Source organism: Blautia sp. HCP3S3_B11, from assembly GCF_052064435.1.
In the GTDB taxonomy this organism is placed as follows: domain Bacteria; phylum Bacillota; class Clostridia; order Lachnospirales; family Lachnospiraceae; genus Blautia_A.
On sequence record NZ_JBQHVP010000001.1, the window covers coordinates 267,241 to 285,455 of the forward strand.

10 protein-coding genes and 1 pseudogene are annotated in these 18,215 nt (G+C 41.1%); 3 read left to right on the forward strand and 8 right to left on the reverse strand.

Features of this window, described 5'->3' with window-relative positions; genetic code table 11:
- Window positions 1-11 precede the first annotated feature (11 nt).
- From ACTNC0_RS01210 to ACTNC0_RS01240, 7 genes are all read right to left on the reverse strand, one after another.
- Window positions 12-2,936 carry an insulinase family protein gene (locus tag ACTNC0_RS01210; RefSeq protein ID WP_441086019.1) on the reverse strand — a complete coding sequence of 975 codons (2,925 nt, stop codon included), beginning with the start codon at window positions 2,934-2,936 and terminating at the stop codon, window positions 12-14.
- A 40-nt stretch (window positions 2,937-2,976) separates the two neighbouring features.
- Window positions 2,977-3,561: a DUF6553 family protein gene (locus ACTNC0_RS01215; RefSeq protein ID WP_441086020.1), complete on the reverse strand. Its 585-nt coding sequence runs from the start codon at window positions 3,559-3,561 to the stop codon at window positions 2,977-2,979.
- 52 nt (window positions 3,562-3,613) lie between these two features.
- Window positions 3,614-4,729, reverse strand: coding sequence for a UDP-galactopyranose mutase (gene glf, locus ACTNC0_RS01220; RefSeq protein ID WP_441086021.1), 1,116 nt, complete (start codon window positions 4,727-4,729; stop codon window positions 3,614-3,616).
- 141 nt (window positions 4,730-4,870) lie between these two features.
- The gene (gene putP / locus ACTNC0_RS01225; RefSeq protein WP_441086022.1) at window positions 4,871-6,409 is read right to left on the reverse strand and encodes a sodium/proline symporter PutP; all 1,539 of its coding nucleotides are present in this window, start codon (window positions 6,407-6,409) and stop codon (window positions 4,871-4,873) included.
- 252 nt (window positions 6,410-6,661) lie between these two features.
- Window positions 6,662-7,261 (reverse strand): DUF5662 family protein, encoded by a 600-nt coding sequence (locus tag ACTNC0_RS01230; protein WP_441086023.1) that lies wholly within the window; start codon window positions 7,259-7,261, stop codon window positions 6,662-6,664.
- The gene (locus tag ACTNC0_RS01235) at window positions 7,239-9,131 is read right to left on the reverse strand and encodes a Type II secretory pathway, pullulanase PulA and related glycosidase (protein WP_441086024.1); all 1,893 of its coding nucleotides are present in this window, start codon (window positions 9,129-9,131) and stop codon (window positions 7,239-7,241) included. Before ACTNC0_RS01235 ends, ACTNC0_RS01230 begins: the two co-directional genes overlap by 23 nt.
- Window positions 9,132-9,244: 113 nt before the next feature.
- A complete protein-coding gene (locus ACTNC0_RS01240) occupies window positions 9,245-10,003 on the reverse strand; it encodes an exodeoxyribonuclease III (RefSeq protein ID WP_441086025.1) in 759 nt (252 codons plus the stop codon).
- 217 nt (window positions 10,004-10,220) lie between these two features.
- On the opposite strand from ACTNC0_RS01240, the gene ACTNC0_RS01245 reads away from it, so the two are divergent.
- Window positions 10,221-10,598 carry a DUF1292 domain-containing protein gene (locus ACTNC0_RS01245; RefSeq protein ID WP_441086026.1) on the forward strand — a complete coding sequence of 126 codons (378 nt, stop codon included), beginning with the start codon at window positions 10,221-10,223 and terminating at the stop codon, window positions 10,596-10,598.
- Window positions 10,599-10,805: 207 nt separating this feature from the next.
- On the opposite strand, the gene ACTNC0_RS01250 is transcribed toward ACTNC0_RS01245, so the two are convergent.
- The gene (locus tag ACTNC0_RS01250; RefSeq protein WP_441086027.1) at window positions 10,806-13,310 is read right to left on the reverse strand and encodes a beta-mannosidase; all 2,505 of its coding nucleotides are present in this window, start codon (window positions 13,308-13,310) and stop codon (window positions 10,806-10,808) included.
- Window positions 13,311-13,746: 436 nt separating this feature from the next.
- On the opposite strand from ACTNC0_RS01250, the gene ACTNC0_RS01255 reads away from it, so the two are divergent.
- On the forward strand, window positions 13,747-17,712 hold the full coding sequence (locus ACTNC0_RS01255; RefSeq protein WP_441086028.1) for a lectin like domain-containing protein: 3,966 nt from the start codon (window positions 13,747-13,749) through the stop codon (window positions 17,710-17,712).
- 60 nt (window positions 17,713-17,772) lie between these two features.
- A pseudogene (locus ACTNC0_RS01260) lies at window positions 17,773-17,964 on the forward strand (DUF6062 family protein); the annotation flags it as partial.
- Window positions 17,965-18,215 lie beyond the last annotated feature (251 nt).

Below are 18,215 nucleotides of genomic sequence, written 5' to 3' on the forward strand. Positions count from 1 at the left end.
TTATATTATTTTTAACAGTTAACCAGTGATTTCACTTCCATCAGTATATCGGAAGCTTCTGATACCTTGCTCTCACTTCCCACAACACAGATCTGGTCTGCTGCAAGAACTGCTTCGATAATCTCAGCAAGTGCACGGATATCCTCTACGGATGCATTCAGAATCTGATCACGTTCTTTCTGGATCATCTCTTCTGTCACGCCACAGAAATAAGCTGTTTTTGAAACAGCCCCCTTCATCTGAGGTGTCTTCGGTACATCCTTGCCACTGATGGTACCAATCACATATTTCGTCATATCTCTCTCATCTGCCTGGAAATTACGGACATAATCCGGAATTCCTTTATATACATCCAGAGTACGTTTCAGATGCGGATCACGATAGGAAACCAGATAACTCTCACCATTTCTCTTAAATCCGCTCATGCAGCCATACGCACCGCCTTTTACACGCAGATTAATCCACAGATAATCATAACTTAAGATAACTTTCAGAATTTCCAGCGCTCCTGTGTATTCCAGACCTTTCTTCTTAAAGTTACCGGTCTGAGCCACATACTGAACCTGTCCGGAGGTCTTAAATCCCTCATTCTTCTTTGTACAGATCAGTTTATCCTTTGATTTCTCTGCCGGTTCTGTACAAAGTCCTGCCTTTACAGATGCTGCCAGCTTCTTAACTGTTTCCAGAGATTCTTTCTCACCTGTATAACTGATCATAAAGTTCTCCGGGCGGAGAATTTCTTTCATAAGTTTGCGAAGTTCCTCTACAGTCTCATCTTTCCTTTGGTCAAAGTCTTTCTCCAGTTTCTCGATAAACTGATAATATCCGATACCCGCCATCTCATCCTGAAAAGCTGCCATCGGTGAAGAATAAGCAGTTGCTCTCAGTACAGCAGTAGAATGTCCGGCACCTGTCAGGCTTACCTGCGCGCGAGATTTCACAGAAGCAATAATCTCATAGAGACGCTTGGTATCCTCCAGTCTGGAAGTATTAAGAATCTCCTGGATCATTTTGAAAAGAAAATCCATCTTTGTATAAAGTGCCTTACCTCTTACAGAGAACATTGCCTGAAACTCTTCTGTTGAATCTGCTCTGTCAAATACCTCCACTCCACAGTTAATACCGCCTGTGTTGGCATTGATCTCATTAAACAGTTCTCCGTATGTGTAATCTTTCGTGTCAACATAGCCCAGTACTGATTTCAGCAATCCCAGATATGGAATCTGTTCCGGTGCAATGCTGTCTGTTTTAAACATCAGATCTACATAACCGATACCATTTGTGCGTACATCATGATAAAGGAACAGACTGTCATCTACAGATAATTCTTCATTTACAAACTTTGCAGCTTCTTTCTTAATGTCACTTCTCTTTAACATTGGAATGCATTCCAGCGCTTCCTGATTCTCTTCAGCTTCCTGATATGCTTCCAGTGCTTTGGTTTTCTCAACCATAGCATTCAGCTCCTGTTCAGAAAGGCTGCTTCTGTATGCTTCCAGTTTTTCTTCCAGTTCTTTCTCACGTTTGGCTGCCAGACCTTTCTTCGGAACAAGGGTAAGGACACAGCCATGAGGGTTCTCAAGAAGATATTTGCGGATCAGTTCCTCAAAATATCCTTCGTTAACTGCTGCTTTCAGTTTCTCAAATACCTCCAGCTGCTGTACCTGTGCAAAAGGATTTCCCTGTTCATACAGCCAGTCTCCCAGAATATCCAAACTGTACATCAGTCCCTTTGGATAAGATGAGAAATCTGCCTCACGATAACGGAATTCAAAATAATTGATTCCTGCCTCTATCGCTTTCTTATCGATTCCGTTCTTAACAATGTCTCCAAGTACCTGTCGGATCACAGATAAAAATTCTTCTTTCCTGTCTGGATTAGAGCCCTTCGCAATTACTGTAAAGTATGGCTGAAGAATACCATCATCATAAGAACCATAGACATCCTTACCTGCCTTTGCATCAAGAAGTGCCTGTTTCAGCGGTGCTCCCGGTGCGCTCAAAAGTGCATAATCAAGTACTTCAAACGCCATAGCCATCTGACTGTCTGAAGCATTTCCGACAACCATGTTATAAGAAAGATACGTATTATCCTCTTCTCCCTCATTCTCTGCAACCGGATACTCCAGTGCCACATCCTGGCATTTTTCAAACGCTTTCTGCTCCTGAATCACAGAGTCTACATCCAGATAATCAAAATTGGACAGATAATGCTCATCCAGGAATTTAAGTTTCTCTTCCATATCCATATTTCCATACAGATAAATATAGCTGTTGGATGGATGATAATAAGTTCTGTGGAAATTCAGGAAGTTTTCATAGGTAAGGTCCGGAATATTCTTCGGATCACCACCTGATTCGCATCCATAGGTAGTGTCAGGGAAAAGGTGATTCATAATCTCACGTTCCAGGACTTCATCCGGTGAGGAAAAAGCACCTTTCATCTCATTGTATACGACACCGTTATATTTCAATGGTCCTTCCGGCTGTTCCAGATGATAGTTCCAGCCTTCCTGTCGGAAAATCTCTTCGCGTTTATAGATATTCGGATAAAATACCGCATCCAGATAAACATGCATCAGATTCTGAAAATCCTGGTCATTACAGCTTGCCACAGGATAGCATGTTTTGTCCGGATAAGTCATCGCATTCAAGAATGTGTTCAGAGATCCTTTTACAAGTTCTACAAAAGGATCTTTTAACGGAAAGTCCTTAGAACCGCAAAGTACACTGTGCTCCAGGATATGCGCAACACCAGTGCTGTCCTTAGGCGGTGTACGGAATGCGATATTAAATACTTTATTCTCATCATCATTCTCGATCAGCATGACTCTGGCGCCAGTTTTCTTATGGCGAAGAAGCCATCCCTTAGAATGAATATCTGTCAGTTCCTCTTCTGTCACAACTTCATAAGCTGTCAAATTCTCTTTGTTCATATATGCCTCCAGTAATTTTTTATTGGCGTATCCTTATCTCTTATAATCCGCCTTCTCCCGGAAAATGATCCTCGTAAGCTTCTCTTGCTGCCTTTGTGATGATTTCCAGTTCCTGCTGCATATTAATTTCCTCCGGAAATGCGACTGCAGTCGTATATATATCATTCTGAAGCTTATTCTTTGCACTCTTCTCGCTGATATGAACAATCCCACACAAAGTTGTGTTATATGTCTTGTCCTTCTCACAAAGTTCCATATAAGTCTTTACCATATGGCAGCACTCTCTGTAAAGCAGTTCTCTGTGAAGCTCACTCTTCTCCTGCAATTCTTTGAATTTCATTCTGGCAAGATTCTTCTCAACTTCTTTGCGTGCTCTCTTACCGCCAAACATTCTTCCAGCAGCATCTTTACTGTATTCCATGGCCATCCACAATGCCAGGTATCCATCTGCGCGTGTATCTGGTCCCAGTTCTGAAGGACCGCCATAGCGAATCTCCCAGATTTCTTTTCGAACAGCATTTGCCTCTTCATCTTCCCCTGCTGCGATAGACTGATCAAGAAACATCTTTCTCTTCATCGGGTCATGCTCTTTGTAATAAAGAGCAATTGTTGGTGTATCTGTCATATATATATTTATCCTTTCCAGTTACTGTCTTAAAACTTTTTTCTAACGTGTATCACGGTTCTTCATAAGTAAGCTCTGTCTCTGCAAGAGAAAGTGCCTCCTCAATAACCTGATCCATATCCATGTAACGATACATGCCAAGTCTTCCGCCAAAGATCACATTCTTCTCTTCTAATGCGCGGCGCTCATATTTGTCAAACAGTTCACTATTCTTCGGATCATTTACCGGATAATATGGCTCTTTGCCTTTCTCCCATGCCGCAGGATATTCTCTGGTGATAACAGTCTTTGGCTGTGTACCGAACTCAAAATGCTTATGCTCAATGATTCTTGTATATGGAACCTCATAGTCCGTATAATTTACAACTGCATTTCCCTGATAATTACCCATATCCAGCACTTCTGTCTCAAATCTTAATGATCTGTATTCCAGCTCTCCATAGCAGTAATCATAGAATTCATCAATCATACCTGTAAAGAGTACCTTATCCGCCTGTGCCGTCAGTTCTTCTCTGTTTGCAAAGAAATCCGTATTCAGGCATACCTGTACGCCCTCAAGAAGCTTCTTCACAATGCGGGTATAACCACCTTTCGGAATTCCCTGATAAGGATCCTTAAAGTAGTTATTATCATAAGTATAACGCAAAGGAAGTCTTTTTATGATAAATGATGGCAGATCTTTACACTCTCTGCCCCACTGTTTCCTTGTATATCCTTCTACAAGCTTCTCATATACATCCTGTCCGACCAGGGCAAGCGCCTGTTCCTCCAGGTTCTTCGGATGAGTGATGTGCATTCTTGCGATCTGTCCCTGAATCTTCGCCTTTGCCTCTGCCGGAGTGCGTACTCCCCAGAGCTGATGGAACGTATTCATATTAAACGGCAGATTATATAATTCATCCTTATAGATTGCAATCGGCGAATTTACGAAATGATTAAATTCTGCAAACTGATTAATATAATCCCATACCTGTTTTCTGGAAGTGTGGAAAATATGTGCACCATATCTGTGTACCTGGATTCCCTCTACTTCTTCTGTGTAAATATTACCGCCGATGTGATTTTTCTTATCGATCACAAGACAGGTTTTTCCCCGTCTGGAAGCCTCATGTGCAAATACAGCACCAAAAAGACCTGCTCCTACTATCAGATAATCATATTTCTTCATGTACGACACCTTCTTCTTCGTAATATAAAAAAGCAGTAACGCTTTTTTTGCGCTACTGCCATTATAACAAATTCATCCGAAAATGGATAGTCTTTCTATTTAATTCTTATTTTGTTACAAAAGACAAATCGGACCATAGCCTTATTTCCTTCCGGCTACCTCATCGAATACGTCAGTAATCTCTTTAGACGGTGCTTTCGTAGCAAGGCTGAAGATGATGATCATTACAAGGCTGACTGCAAATCCTACTGCCAGAGAGTAAAGACCTGTATAAGTTCCAAGTGTCTGTCCTGCCGCAAGCGGTATGTAATCCCAGATGATAACTGTCAGACCACCGGAAACGATACCTGCAACTGCACCTGCAAGATTTGTTCTTCTCCAGAACAGAGACATAACCACAGTCGGTCCGAAAGCAGCTCCCAGACCAGCCCATGCATTAGATACCAGTCCCATAATACTGCTGTTCGGATTCCACGCAATGATAAATGCCACTACAGAAACAGCGATAACTGTGATTCTCGCAACTGTAAGAATCTCCTTTGAATCTGCATCTTTCTTAACAAACTGATGATATAAATCCTCAGATGCCGCAGATGCTGTTACAAGAAGCTGTGAATCCGCGGTAGACATGATTGCTGCCAGGATTCCACAGAGGAAAATTCCTCCGATAAACGGCAATGCCAGATCTGTAGAAAACAGCTTGTTGATCATCTCGATAAATACACTCTCTGCTGAGGAAGCGCCTTCTTCTCCCAGTACAGCCGGAAGCAGATATGCACGTCCGATCACACCAATAAAGCAGGCAGCTGTCAGCGAAAGAATATCCCATACGATCGCAATCACACTGGATTTCTTTAATTCTTTCTCGTTCTTTACAGCCATAAATCGAGTAAGGATATGCGGCATACCACAATATCCAAGTCCCCATGCCAGCTGGGAAAAGATTTCAATAAATGTATACGGGCGCTCTCCGTTCTCAAATGGATTGAGAAACGCTGCTGCTCCTCCCGGTGCCCCACTTTGAGTCAGAAGATCACTTAAATTTCCACTTAATGTGAAATAAGCAACCAGCGGAACGATCAACAGACCGATCAGCATCAGTGTTCCCTGTACAAAGTCAGTTACACATACTGCCATAAATCCACCCATAAAGGTATAGCAGAGAATAACTGCTGCTCCGATTGCCAGTGCAATATGGTAATCAATTCCAAATACGGTGTTAAAAAGCTTACCACCTGCTGCAAGCGCAGAGGCTGTATACACCAAGAAAAAGATTACGATCACAATAGATGAAAGCAATAACAGAATTCTCTTCTTATCCTGGAATCTGTTCTCCAGATATGCAGGAATCGTAAGGGAATTGTTTGCTGCGATCGTATATTTACGAAGTCTGTGTGAAATACAGACCCAGTTTAATACTGTACCGATAAATAAACCTACTGCAATCCAGATCTGGCCTGTTCCAAGAGAATAAATTGCTCCCGGAAGTCCCATCAGAAGCCATCCGCTCATATCCGATGCCTGCGCTGAAAGAGCAGCTACCCAGGCGTTCAGACCACGTCCGCCCAGAAAATAGTCTTCTGAGTTGTTTGTCTTTTTCATATAAACTACACCGATAACTATCATGAACAGAAGATAGACCACAAATGCAGATAATATGATCATTGTTGTACTACTCAAATTCTTTCCTCCTTCTTATCATTTAAATACTTTCCTGCCTGCTTCTGTAAAAAGCCCGCAGGATGTTTAGCCTTTACATAACGTAAAAATAACCGCGTACCTCTCTCGTACTCGGTTACTTTACCACATTACCTGTATATCATACAAGTGTATTTCTCATTTTTGGCTATTTTTTTGCCCATTTTTAGGTTTTACACCTTATTTTGGCATTTTTTATGCCAAAACACCTCGCGGAATAGTGGCGTGTGAAAATTAATGAGAAAGATACTTTTTAGAACCTGTTCTTTTTGACACATGTTTTGCATAAGCTCTTTTTTTATCCTTTTTCAAATAAACATTCCTAATATAAGAAATCAACACTTCCTCTCCATGATCATCAAGAATCCTTAACAGTCCCTCCAGATCTCTCTTCGTCTTTGGATGAATAAACCAAAGCTTCTCTTTACTCTTCATAAAATATTCCAAAGGCTGATGCTGGTCATATTTATTACCCAGATAATTTCTGGACGCGCTGATTCTGTCCATTACCATCTCTGCGATATATTTACGCGGCATAGGAACGCCATTGATAATGTGCTCATCTCCCGGCGCATAATCCACCCAGTATTCAAAATGATGTTTATTTCTGCCCTTATGATGCAGCCAGGACTTAGACAGTCCTGTTTCCTCTCGCTCGGCATTATTCGGACTTCGGTCTCCCTGATAATATTTACATCCAACCAGAAATTCTACCGGTTCATATTTCGACAAGTCATGGAGCAGTCCCTGTTTATACAAACCTGCCCGGAAACAATAATGCATGACCAGCAGTTTATGTCTGGTTATTGTTTTAAAGTGCAGCCACGGATGCATCTTTCTTCTCCTCCTCTACTGCCAGCAATACCACGATCGTACGCGGTGCGATCTCCAGCTTCTTACTGTATTTTTCTTCGCTTTCTTTAAGAAAGTAATTTTCTTTTTCGGCACTGGTATCAATCACCTTTTTCCAGCGTTTATGTCTCAGATTAGGAAGGGCAAATTCCCTGGTTTCCCAATGAAAATTATATGCGATATAAACAGAAGCATCATCACTTCCATCCGCTTTTTTTGCATAAGCACCATAGTACATGATTCCAAGTAATCTTGAAGTATTCTCTGAATTCATATACCAGGCACGCTCTCCATGAAGCGAAACATCCGGCAGTCCCTTTGTCTTGTAATCTACGCCCCGCAATTCATCCGGCACGTGAAGGATCGGATGCTCTTTACGAAACGCAATCGCACTTTTTACAAATTCAAGCAGTTGCCGATTCTTCTTCATACCCTTCCAGTCAATCCATCCTACCTGGTTGTCCTGGCAATACGCATTATTATTTCCGTTCTGGGAATTTCCTATCTCATCTCCACCATAAATCAGAGGCACTCCCTGGCTGAGCAGCATCATAAGAAACGCATTTCTTATCTGACGTTCTCTCATCTGACGGACCTGCAACTTTCTGCTTGGTCCTTCCACACCACAGTTCCATGAATAATTGTAGCTGCTGCCATCCTGATTATTCTCCTGATTGGCTTCATTATGTCTGTAATTATAGGTTACCATATCATTCAGGGTAAAGCCATCCTGACAGGCCATGTAGTTGATAACAGCGTAATCTCTCGGATTTCTTCTGAACCTATATGCCGCAGCACCGACCATATCTTCATCACTTTTTAAAAATCTGCGCATATCCTGCAGAAATCCCGGCTCATATTGTGCAATACATTTATCATCGGATTTTTTCTTTTTAATAATCTGATCTGCATTAAAATCGTGAAACATCAGTCGTGTATTACTCAAAATCGCATCATGCATAAGAATTTCTGTCGGAACTCCCTCTCCCAGTAAATGAAAGCCGTCCACATGATAATAAAGTTTCCAGAATTGTAATGCCCGCAATACTACGATCATGTTGCATTCTTTCGGAAAATACATTTCCATAATACAGGCAATTCCAGCCTGATGTAACTTTTTAATCAGTGTCTTAAACTCTTTCTCCGGGTCATCTGTGGCACAGTAAGATCTCTTTGGTGCAAAATAATAGCCTGGTATGTAACCCCAGAAATTCACGCGGCCCTCTGTACGTTTTTCAGATACCATTTCCTCTTTCTCTGCGTCTCTGCATGTGCCGCTTTCCATGAATTCATATGCAGGCATCAGCTCGATCGTATTAATACCCAGTTCCTTCCAGTATGGAATCATTTCTTCCAGAGCCTGAAAAGTTCCTTTCGTACCTGTTACAGTTCGGTTTGTCTTTGTATATCCTCTTACATGTAGTTTATAAAGAATCATTTCATGGTATGGAATTGACGGTTCTTTATCACCTTCCCAGTCAAATGCCTCATTTCGGAGAAATCCGCATCTTACCTTATGAATATCCGTATCCACTGCCGCACCAAATTTCTCTCTTCCCAGAATCCGGTACGCACAGGGATCGGTGTAAACTTTTCCATCTACCATAAAATTATATTCATATGCCTCCGGCTGAAAATCCGGGATGGATAACGCATACATATTCCCGATTCTTTCTTCTTGCGTAAAAGGAATCTCCACAAAAGGTTTTCTTGATTTCTTTTTGTAAAGAACCAGGGATGCCTGGCTGTTCTCCGGTACCTCCACTGCAAAATTATAGCCACCCGAGAGCTTATTTGCACCAGGCACAAGAGCCAGCCCCTTTTCTGTTCTTATCTTTCTGCGTTCAACCATCTCTTCGTCTCCTCCATCTTCTTTCTTACTGCTTATGTCTGTCCATATGATATGCCATCCCTGTCAATCGTCACTGTTCTCTCTACATCTTGCAACATACTTTGTGATGTGCATCAATCTAATTCTATCTCAAGTTCTACCGGACAATGGTCTGAACCCATGATATCAGAATGAATTTCAGCGCCTTTTAGCTTATCTTTCAGCTGTGGAGAAGTGATAAAATAGTCAATTCTCCATCCTGCATTCTTCTCTCTCGCCTTAAAGCGGTAAGACCACCAGGAATATCTTCCTTCCACATCCGGATAAAAATAACGGAACGTATCTATAAATCCGCTCTCAAGTATCTTATCAAAACATGCTCTTTCTTCATCTGTAAAGCCGGCGTTTTTACGATTTGTCTTTGGATTCTTTAAGTCAATTTCTTTATGGGCCACATTGAAATCGCCACAGCAGATCACCGGTTTCTTCTCCTGTAATTTTAAAAGATATGCCAGGAAATCCTCTTCCCAGTGCATACGGTATTCCAGTCTGCGTAATTCACTCTGGGAATTTGGTGTATATACAGTCACAAGATAAAAGTTCTCAAATTCCAGAGTGATCACTCGTCCTTCTTTATCATGCTCTTCGATTCCCAGACCGTAAGCTACAGATATCGGTTCTTTCTTTGTAAAAACAGCAGTTCCGGAGTAGCCGCGTCTGTTCGCATAATTCCAGTACTGATGATATCCCGGAAGTTCCAGTTCTACCTGTCCCTGCTGGCACTTCGTTTCCTGCAGGCAAAAAATATCTGCGTCAAGCGCAGCAAAACTCTCTTCAAATCCCTTGCCAATGCAGGCACGAATTCCATTTACATTCCATGAAATTAATTTCATATAAGCTGATCCCCTTATAATCTGAATATTTACTATAAACACTGTTTTATCCATTATAACACGTTTTGCACCTGTAACAAACATCTTTTTATATTGTAGTGTAGTTACTGAGAACAGCAGCTTGCATTCTTACTGTGTTTCTGCTACAATAAAACGAAATTGAGGCGGCAGATATTTCCCCGCTCACTGATAAAAAAGAAAGAATGAGGAATATAAAATGAGTGACGAATTTACATTTGGCGGATGTAACCCAAGTGACTGCGCTTCCTGCGGCGGCGGATGTAATTCCAGCAGTGGATATGGCACATCTGAAGAACACAAAACTATCACACTCACCATGGAAGATGATACTGAGGTAGAATGCGCGATCCTTACTATTTTCCCGGTAGATGCAAAAGAATACATCGCACTTCTCCCACTGGACGAGAATGGACAGAACCAGAGTGGTGAAGTTTACCTTTATACATTTGCCCGCACAGAAAGCGGCGATCCTATGCTTTCCAACATCGAAAGTGACGAAGAATACGCAAAAGCTGCTGTTGCTTTTGATACAGTTCTTCAGAACGCAAAGGATTCTCTCGAAAAGATCGACTAATTTAAAATAAGAATCTCCTACATTTTGTAAATGTTGGAGATTCTTATTTTTTATATATTTCATTTCCCATCAGAAAATTTCTATCTCTTCTGATTTTCAATATTCATATATTTCTATTTGCCGATTATTGACTTTTGCAATCGTAATACCTATTAAGGCAAACTCTTATTTAAACGAATCAAGTAAGTGTCTGCCCAAAGTCCTGACTTATATATCGTACACACTGCGCACTTTCAGGTTTTCTGGTTTTCCATCAAGGATTTTTACTCTGCGTTCGCCTGCATTCATATCGAAGTAATTATCCTCCAGAATCAGATCGTCGTTCTCATTCTGAATTTCTACGCTCTTAGCATAGGCTTCTGCACTGACAATAATCTCATCCCCTTCCACTCTCACTGAAAGCTTCGGATCCTGGTAATGGAAATATTTCGGATAGGAGAAGATCACTGTTCCCTGAGAAATAATCTTCTCATTCTCCCATGCTTCATAGCTTACATATTCATTGAAACTGTCAATTTCCGGAAGCTCTACTTTATCCATCCACACACTGGAAAGTGCAGGAACTTCTAGCCACTGTTCTTCCTGTCGCAGGATTTTGGCACTGGCATCACGCACTGCAAATTTTACCAGCACTTTACGCGCAGCCAGAGTCTCATTTGTCACATTCAGGCGGATAGACTTCTCAAATTCGAAATGCTGACGGTTCATATCCGCTTCCACTGTCATCCAGCTCTGCTCCTCGCAGGAAAGCATTACCGGTGCAAAGAATCTCTTCGCATAATAATGAAGAGCTTTCCATCTTCCATAATAATCAATGGATGACCAGGAAATAACCGGCCAACAGTCATTTAGTTGCCAGTAGATGGCTCCCATACAGCGACCTCGGTTTCTACGGTAATGTTCTACTCCATAGCGGATTCCATCTGCCTGAAGAAGCTGAGAGGCATATACAAAAGCACTGAAGTTCTCCGGATAACGATAGGCAGCCTGCATATACTTGGCAATCTTTCCATTTCCGCCATAGTTTCTCTGATGTTTCTCCATCACATAAGAAAACGGATTCAGTTCTCTCGGATCATCAGTTACCGTCTCCAGTGTCTTAACAGACGGGAATGACTGGAAGCCAAATTCAGAAGCATAGCGGAAGAAATATTTGCGATATTCCGCAAATGGCTTGTTTCCATGCCATACCTCCCAGTAATGCACATCTCCACGATTCGGATCATTCGGCTCATCAAAAGATCCGCCTGATGACGGGCTTGCCGGCCAGTAAAATGTATCCGGATCATATTCTCTGAGTACTTCCGGAATAATGCGCTCATACATCAGCAGATAGTCTCTCACCTCTGTAGGTTTCGTTACCCAATTACCCTGTTTTACAAACATTTCCATCTCATTATTGCCACACCACAGTGCAAGTGACGCATGATGACGGATTCTTTTGATATTATCAATAAATTCCTGACGGATATTCGCCTCAAATTCCGGTGTCAGTTCATAGACCGAGCAGGCAAACATAAAGTCCTGCCATACCATCAGGCCAAGTTCATCACAAAGATCAAAGAACCAGTCCTCCGGATAATAGCCGCCGCCCCAGACACGAATCGTGTTAAAGTTTGCTCTCTTACACTGAAGAAGCAATTCTCTGGTACGTTCCTTTGAGGTTCTCTGCAGCAGATTATCCTCTGGAATATAGTCTGCACCCATTGCAAAAACCTGATGGCCATTCACTTCGTGAGCAAAGCTTTCTCCCCACTCATCTTTCTCAATGTGCATGGTCAGTGTCCGAAGTCCGATTTTCTTACACCAGGTATCGACGGTTTTATCTCCTGCTTTCAGATCTACCTGAACCTGATATAATGGCTGCTCTCCCAGACCGTTTGGCCACCAGAACTGTGGATTCTCGATTACGATTTCATCCGGAGATCCGTCACTTACAATTTCCGTTCCATCTGGCTCAGTTACTGTAACTTCATATTCCAGTAAATCCTCATCCGCTTCACTTTCCACGCCCTGATCAGGAATCTCCACGCTGTTTTTTCCGTCTGTATCAATTTCCTCTTCGTCTACTGTCTCTACATCCACTTCCGGAATCAGCAGTACTTTTCCATCCTCATGTACCTGACGGATATATATGCTGTCCAGTCTGGCTGACTTGATTCCCAGAAGAGTTACTGGACGGAAAATACCGCCATCCGGCAGACAGGCACCCCAGTCCCATCCAGACATGTAATGAGCTTTACGAAGATGCATAAATCCCTCTACTGTATCTTCATTTCCGATGTTTTTGTACTTTTTAAAAGCCTCTGCCATGAATTTCAAAGGTGATCTGATGATAACCCGAAGTGTATTCTCGCCTTCCTGTAACAGTTCTCCAACCGGAAATTCCCAGACTCTGTGCATATTATCTGCTCTTCCCAGATAACATTCATTCAGATAAATATCTGCGATCGTATCGATTCCGTCAAATCTAAGAAGTACTTCCTGACAATTCTCAAACTGTTTCTCATCATATGTAAATACAGTTCGATATTCGTAATCCTCCTCCATCAATGCTTTCGCCTGATATTCGTTGTCTCCAAAGAATGGATCAGACATCTTTCCCGCTTTAAGAAGCGCTGAATAGATATCCCCTGGCACCTGCGCAGGAACCCAATCCTGTTTCTTAATATCGCATAATTGCCAGTTCTCATTAAGCTGTAATTCTACCATTTACTTTATCCCCCTTAAATTATTTTGATAAGCAAGTCTCAACTCACTCCAAAATAGTTACATTTATAGTAACTATTCAGCAGTCTACTATCCCGCGAGGTGTTTTGGCATGAACATGCCAAAATCCCAAGACATACAAGTCAAAATCCCATCGCCGAAGGCGATTTTTAATGGATTTTGACTCGTAACTGTGAAGGTACTGAACAGTTACCATTTATTTTTTTATTGTACACATCATACCATATCAAACCTTACCAGAAAACTAATTTCTTAAAAATCATATACTTTTAACTTCATCCGAAATTCAACAACCTACTAACCAATAGTTAATAGATTCCCTTTTTTTTATCTATATACTATAAGTAACCCCTAATATCATGTAACATTTACTATCAGCGGATGATATTACACCGTCCCAAGAGAAGGAGGTCTCTATATGATTAAAAAGAAAAACTTTCTACCCTTTGTCTTAAGTTTTCTTATGATTTTCTCTGATGCCCAGATTTCATGGGCTATTTCCGGCGAAGATTTTTCTGATGGAACTGTTTCTGATAATACTGTTTCTGATAATACTGTTTCTGACGAAATCTTCTCCGATGCAAGTATCTCTGATGATATCTGTAACGGTACTGATTCTGATAACATATCAGATATTTCAGATGATTCAGAACCAGAATTTCTTCCAAACGCAAATAAAGCTTCGTCCATTTCACTCACCGACGACAGCGGATTTGAAGACCCTGTCTTCAGAGAGTGGATTTCTGAAAACGTTGACACGGACCATAATGGACTTCTTTCTGCCAAGGAAATCGAAGCATGTACCAAGATCAATATATCTTCTATGTCTGTCGATTCGTTAAAAGGTATTGAATATTTTTACAATCTGAAAACTCTGGACTGTTCCCATAATCAACTGCTCTTTCTTGACCTGAAATCCAACACTGCCCTGAAATCCCTGAACTGTTCCTACAATAATCTGACTCGATTGAATCTCTCTTCCTGTAAAAAATTGAAAGAGCTGGATGCTTCTTCTAATTTTTTTGGAAATTCCACCGAGATAAGTTTTTCAAAAACTTCTTCTCTTGAAAAATTAAATATCGCTTCCAATTTTCTTAACGAATTTAATTTTTCACGTTTTTCCGGACTGAAAGAGTTAAATTGCAGCGACTGTAATCTTTCATCCTTAAACCCGGCTTCCATGCCAGCACTGGAAAAGCTTATCTGTTCCAAAAATTCTCTGGATATCCTGAACATGAGCCGACTTTCTAACTTAAAGTATCTGGACTGCTCTTCCAGCAGTATACAGACCTTAAAGCTGCCTTCCACCAGATCACTGGACACTATTTATTGCCAGAACAACCTTCTCACAGAATTGAACCTTTCCGGTTTTTCATCTCTGAAAAGATTAAACTGTTCTGATAATAAACTGTCTGATCTGAATTTTGGCGACTGTCCTCTCGAAGAATTAAACTGCGGCGGAAACACGGCACATACTCCCGAGGAATTCTATGACCTCTCTCAATTTGCAGATCCGGAAACCATCACAGTTGTGGAAAACGGCATGATTGATTCCTCTTATCGGCTGACAGCTGTTAATATAACATCTCCCGCAAAAATCCGGCGAAAATTTGTCAGCGCAGGTATTGAGCACTATGATACACAGCTCATTTACATTGGATATCTTCAGGAAAAAGACTTCCGGTCACACGACCTGTTTCAGCAGATGCAACAACTATATCCTCTGACGGACGACCATATGTTATCGCGTGAATATCTTAAAAAAGTTTCTTCTCTTACCTTCAGCGAAAACTTTCCTTTGTACCAGACAGATCTATTTTACTTTACAGGATTAAAGAGTCTGACTTGCACAGATCTTGAGCAGCTTACCGATCTTGACCTCAGTAAAAATTCTGAATTGATTGAACTGACCTGTACAGGCACAGGAATCCGTTCACTAAACCTTACAGCAAACTCCAGACTGGAATATATTCAGTTAAGTGGTAACAAACTATCTTCCCTAAATGTAAGTGGACTCACGAATCTTTCATTCCTTGACTGCCGTTTTAATTCTCTGGATACTATTGAAACCAACGGCTGTACTTCCCTGAAAAGTTCTCTGTTTTTTCCTCAGAGTGTATGTTTAGTCAAGGCAGATTCCTCAGGAAAAATTCCTTTTTCCGAAATCGGAAATTTCCATGAGAGCTTGTCACCTTCTGAAATACTCGTACCTGGCACCGAGCTGATGTATGCATCCGGAGACAATTTCTTCACTCTTCTAAATCCTGTCGGAACTATGACAGAAGCTTCTTTTTCTATTGTAAATTGCGATACCGGATTCACTCTCGGAACCTGTCATATGACAGTTACTATTGAATCAGGAACCCCAATCGCTCCTGTCAAGCCAACATTAAAGAAGATCAAATCCTCACATGAAGTCACCATCTTCTGGAAAAAAGTAAAGAATGTCAGTGGTTATCGGATTCTACGAAAAGAAAAAGATAAACAGGGTGCTTCATGGCAGGCTATTGCAACTGTTTCTCCTTCACAGACTTCTTACACAGATAATACCGGACTGATTAAAAAAGCTTATCTGTATACCGTGCAGTCTTACACATTTCAAAATGGTAACAGAGCCTATAGTAAGTATAATACCAAAGGTTTGAGCGGCACTGCAAAGTTCAAACGTCCCACCGTAAAAAAGCCTGAAAAAAATACACTTATGCTTCTTAAATGGAACGATATCACAGGTGCTGACGGCTATCGGATCTATCGCAGAAAGAAAGGAACATCCAAATGGACTAAACTGGCAGATCTCGATTATTTCGAAACATCTTATACAGACGAAATGGCAATTCCAAAAACAATTTATGATTATGCCGTTCGTCCCTATCGGAAAACTGGCAGCAAAATTTCTCTTGGAGACTACGGCTCTACCGGATACGTATGCCAATTATCCATTCCAAAAGTCAGCCTGACATCTGTCACCGAACAGAATATCGGTATCACAGTCAAATGGAAATATTTGCCTTATGTTACTGGATATTTCATTTATCGAGCTGATGATTCAAACAGCAAATACTATAAAATCGAAGATATACTAAACGATCCTGAAAGTGGCAAATACGTTGAATATTACGAATCTGCGGTATTTGACTCCGGCAGTCCATTATATAAAGTCCGTGCATATCTCCTTATAAACGGAAAATACTACTATGGTCCATATTCCAAATCCGTTGCTTTGAATCCATATTCTGATAACCCAAATGCCAGTGATTTTTCAGAATTTCATATGGGTTACCAGACAAGTAATCGTTCCTCATCCACAGGTTTTGACCGTAATTACGATGAAGGTGGCAGTCTTTCTATGGCTGCCGCCTATCTTACACGTGGAACTGGTCCTGTATACGAATGGCAGGCACCCTATAAGAATCTCCGTTCAGCAGCTGATGTTTCTTTTTCACCAGCTCTTAAAATAGATGAAATTATTTTTATCCCTGAACGAAAAAGTGCTCTGGATAATCAGGCGATCAAACAGGCCGTCATCAATTATGGGGCAGTATCCGCATCTTATGTTTCTGTTGAAGAATATTATTCCAGCGATGATCTTTCCTATTATCTCCCTGCTGATTATAACGCAGGCAGAGCGCCAGTTGGTTCTTCTCCCGTCATAGCAACAAATCACGCTATCGCCATTATCGGTTGGGATGATAACTACTCAAAAGAAAATTTTGTGACAGAACCCGCTGGGAATGGTGCATTTCTCTGTAAAAACAGCTGGGGAACAGAATTTGCAGACAAGGATTCACTGCTAAAACTTCCCACTCCTTCTGCATCAGGCACTTGCAAATATGCGGGATATCACACAGTAAACCTCAAGAAACCGATAACCTTAAAAAGCGGAACACGTTTCGCAGTTGTTATAAAATTATGGAGTACAGCCGGTGCAAAAACATATTTTGAGGCTCCGCTTGGCGACAGTAGTTCCCTCGCCACAGCCTCTGATGGCGAAAGTTACATTAGCCATCATGGAAATATCTGGACAGATTTTAATATCTATCAGCCTGGCACTAATGTCTGTATAAAAGCATTTAGCAATGGTGATATCGCAGAAAGTATTCCTGCTGCCGGCGCAGACGGAGAGGATATCTCCTGTGAAGTCTATTCCTCAAGCGAACTCAAAGAACATGGATTTATCCTCAACCCGACTTATACAGATGATTCATCCGGTATCATTTCCTCTATAACTACAGGCGATACCCCTTTTGCATCTACCGAAATATTTCCTGCTTTCTATGATTTACGTCAATATAACCGTGTATCCCCGGTAAAAGATCAGGGAGACTTCGGATTATGCTGGGCCTTCGCCACTTATGCTTCCCTTGAGAGTTTCTTGCTTTCCTGATATTATAGTTCTTCTTGACACTAACTAATTTTCTGTGCACAATAAGAAGAAAAAGCAGAATTTTACCCTGCTATGTTTAAGCTGGTGGATGAGAATTTTCAGCGCATGGAAGAAGACCTCGTATGGCTGTCAGATAAATTTGACTACAGAAACAAAGATGCCGACTGGAAAAATTCAAAGGATGCCCTGCAGCGTGGCATACAGAAACTGCGAAGTGGATATCCTGCGGATCCGGTATACAAAGCTAAATAAACAGATACCTTTATCTAATATTAATATTTTCTTCTAAATACCAATTAGCTAAAAAATATTCTCTCCTGACTGATATAAGTTGTTTTTACTGATATCCAGCTCCTGGAGAGAATATTTTTATCTGCTATAAAATCAATATTTTGGCAAACAGATCCTTTTTATCTTTTTTATTCTGTAATTCTATATTGAATACTCACTGTTTCATTTTTTCAATAAATTCTTCTATACTCCAAACCAATGCGTTCAAGAGA

Bases quoted from the DNA above. Each gene is read 5' to 3' on its own strand.
- ACTNC0_RS01210 (WP_441086019.1), bottom strand. From the start codon at position 2,936: ATGAACAAAGAGAATTTGACAGCTTATGAAGTTGTGACAGAAGAGGAA.
- ACTNC0_RS01215 (WP_441086020.1), bottom strand. From the start codon at position 3,561: ATGACAGATACACCAACAATTGCTCTTTATTACAAAGAGCATGACCCG.
- glf (WP_441086021.1), bottom strand. From the start codon at position 4,729: ATGAAGAAATATGATTATCTGATAGTAGGAGCAGGTCTTTTTGGTGCT.
- ACTNC0_RS01230 (WP_441086023.1), bottom strand. From the start codon at position 7,261: ATGCATCCGTGGCTGCACTTTAAAACAATAACCAGACATAAACTGCTG.
- ACTNC0_RS01235 (WP_441086024.1), bottom strand. From the start codon at position 9,131: ATGGTTGAACGCAGAAAGATAAGAACAGAAAAGGGGCTGGCTCTTGTG.
- ACTNC0_RS01240 (WP_441086025.1), bottom strand. From the start codon at position 10,003: ATGAAATTAATTTCATGGAATGTAAATGGAATTCGTGCCTGCATTGGC.
- ACTNC0_RS01245 (WP_441086026.1), top strand. From the start codon at position 10,221: ATGAGTGACGAATTTACATTTGGCGGATGTAACCCAAGTGACTGCGCT.
- ACTNC0_RS01250 (WP_441086027.1), bottom strand. From the start codon at position 13,310: ATGGTAGAATTACAGCTTAATGAGAACTGGCAATTATGCGATATTAAG.
- ACTNC0_RS01255 (WP_441086028.1), top strand. From the start codon at position 13,747: ATGATTAAAAAGAAAAACTTTCTACCCTTTGTCTTAAGTTTTCTTATG.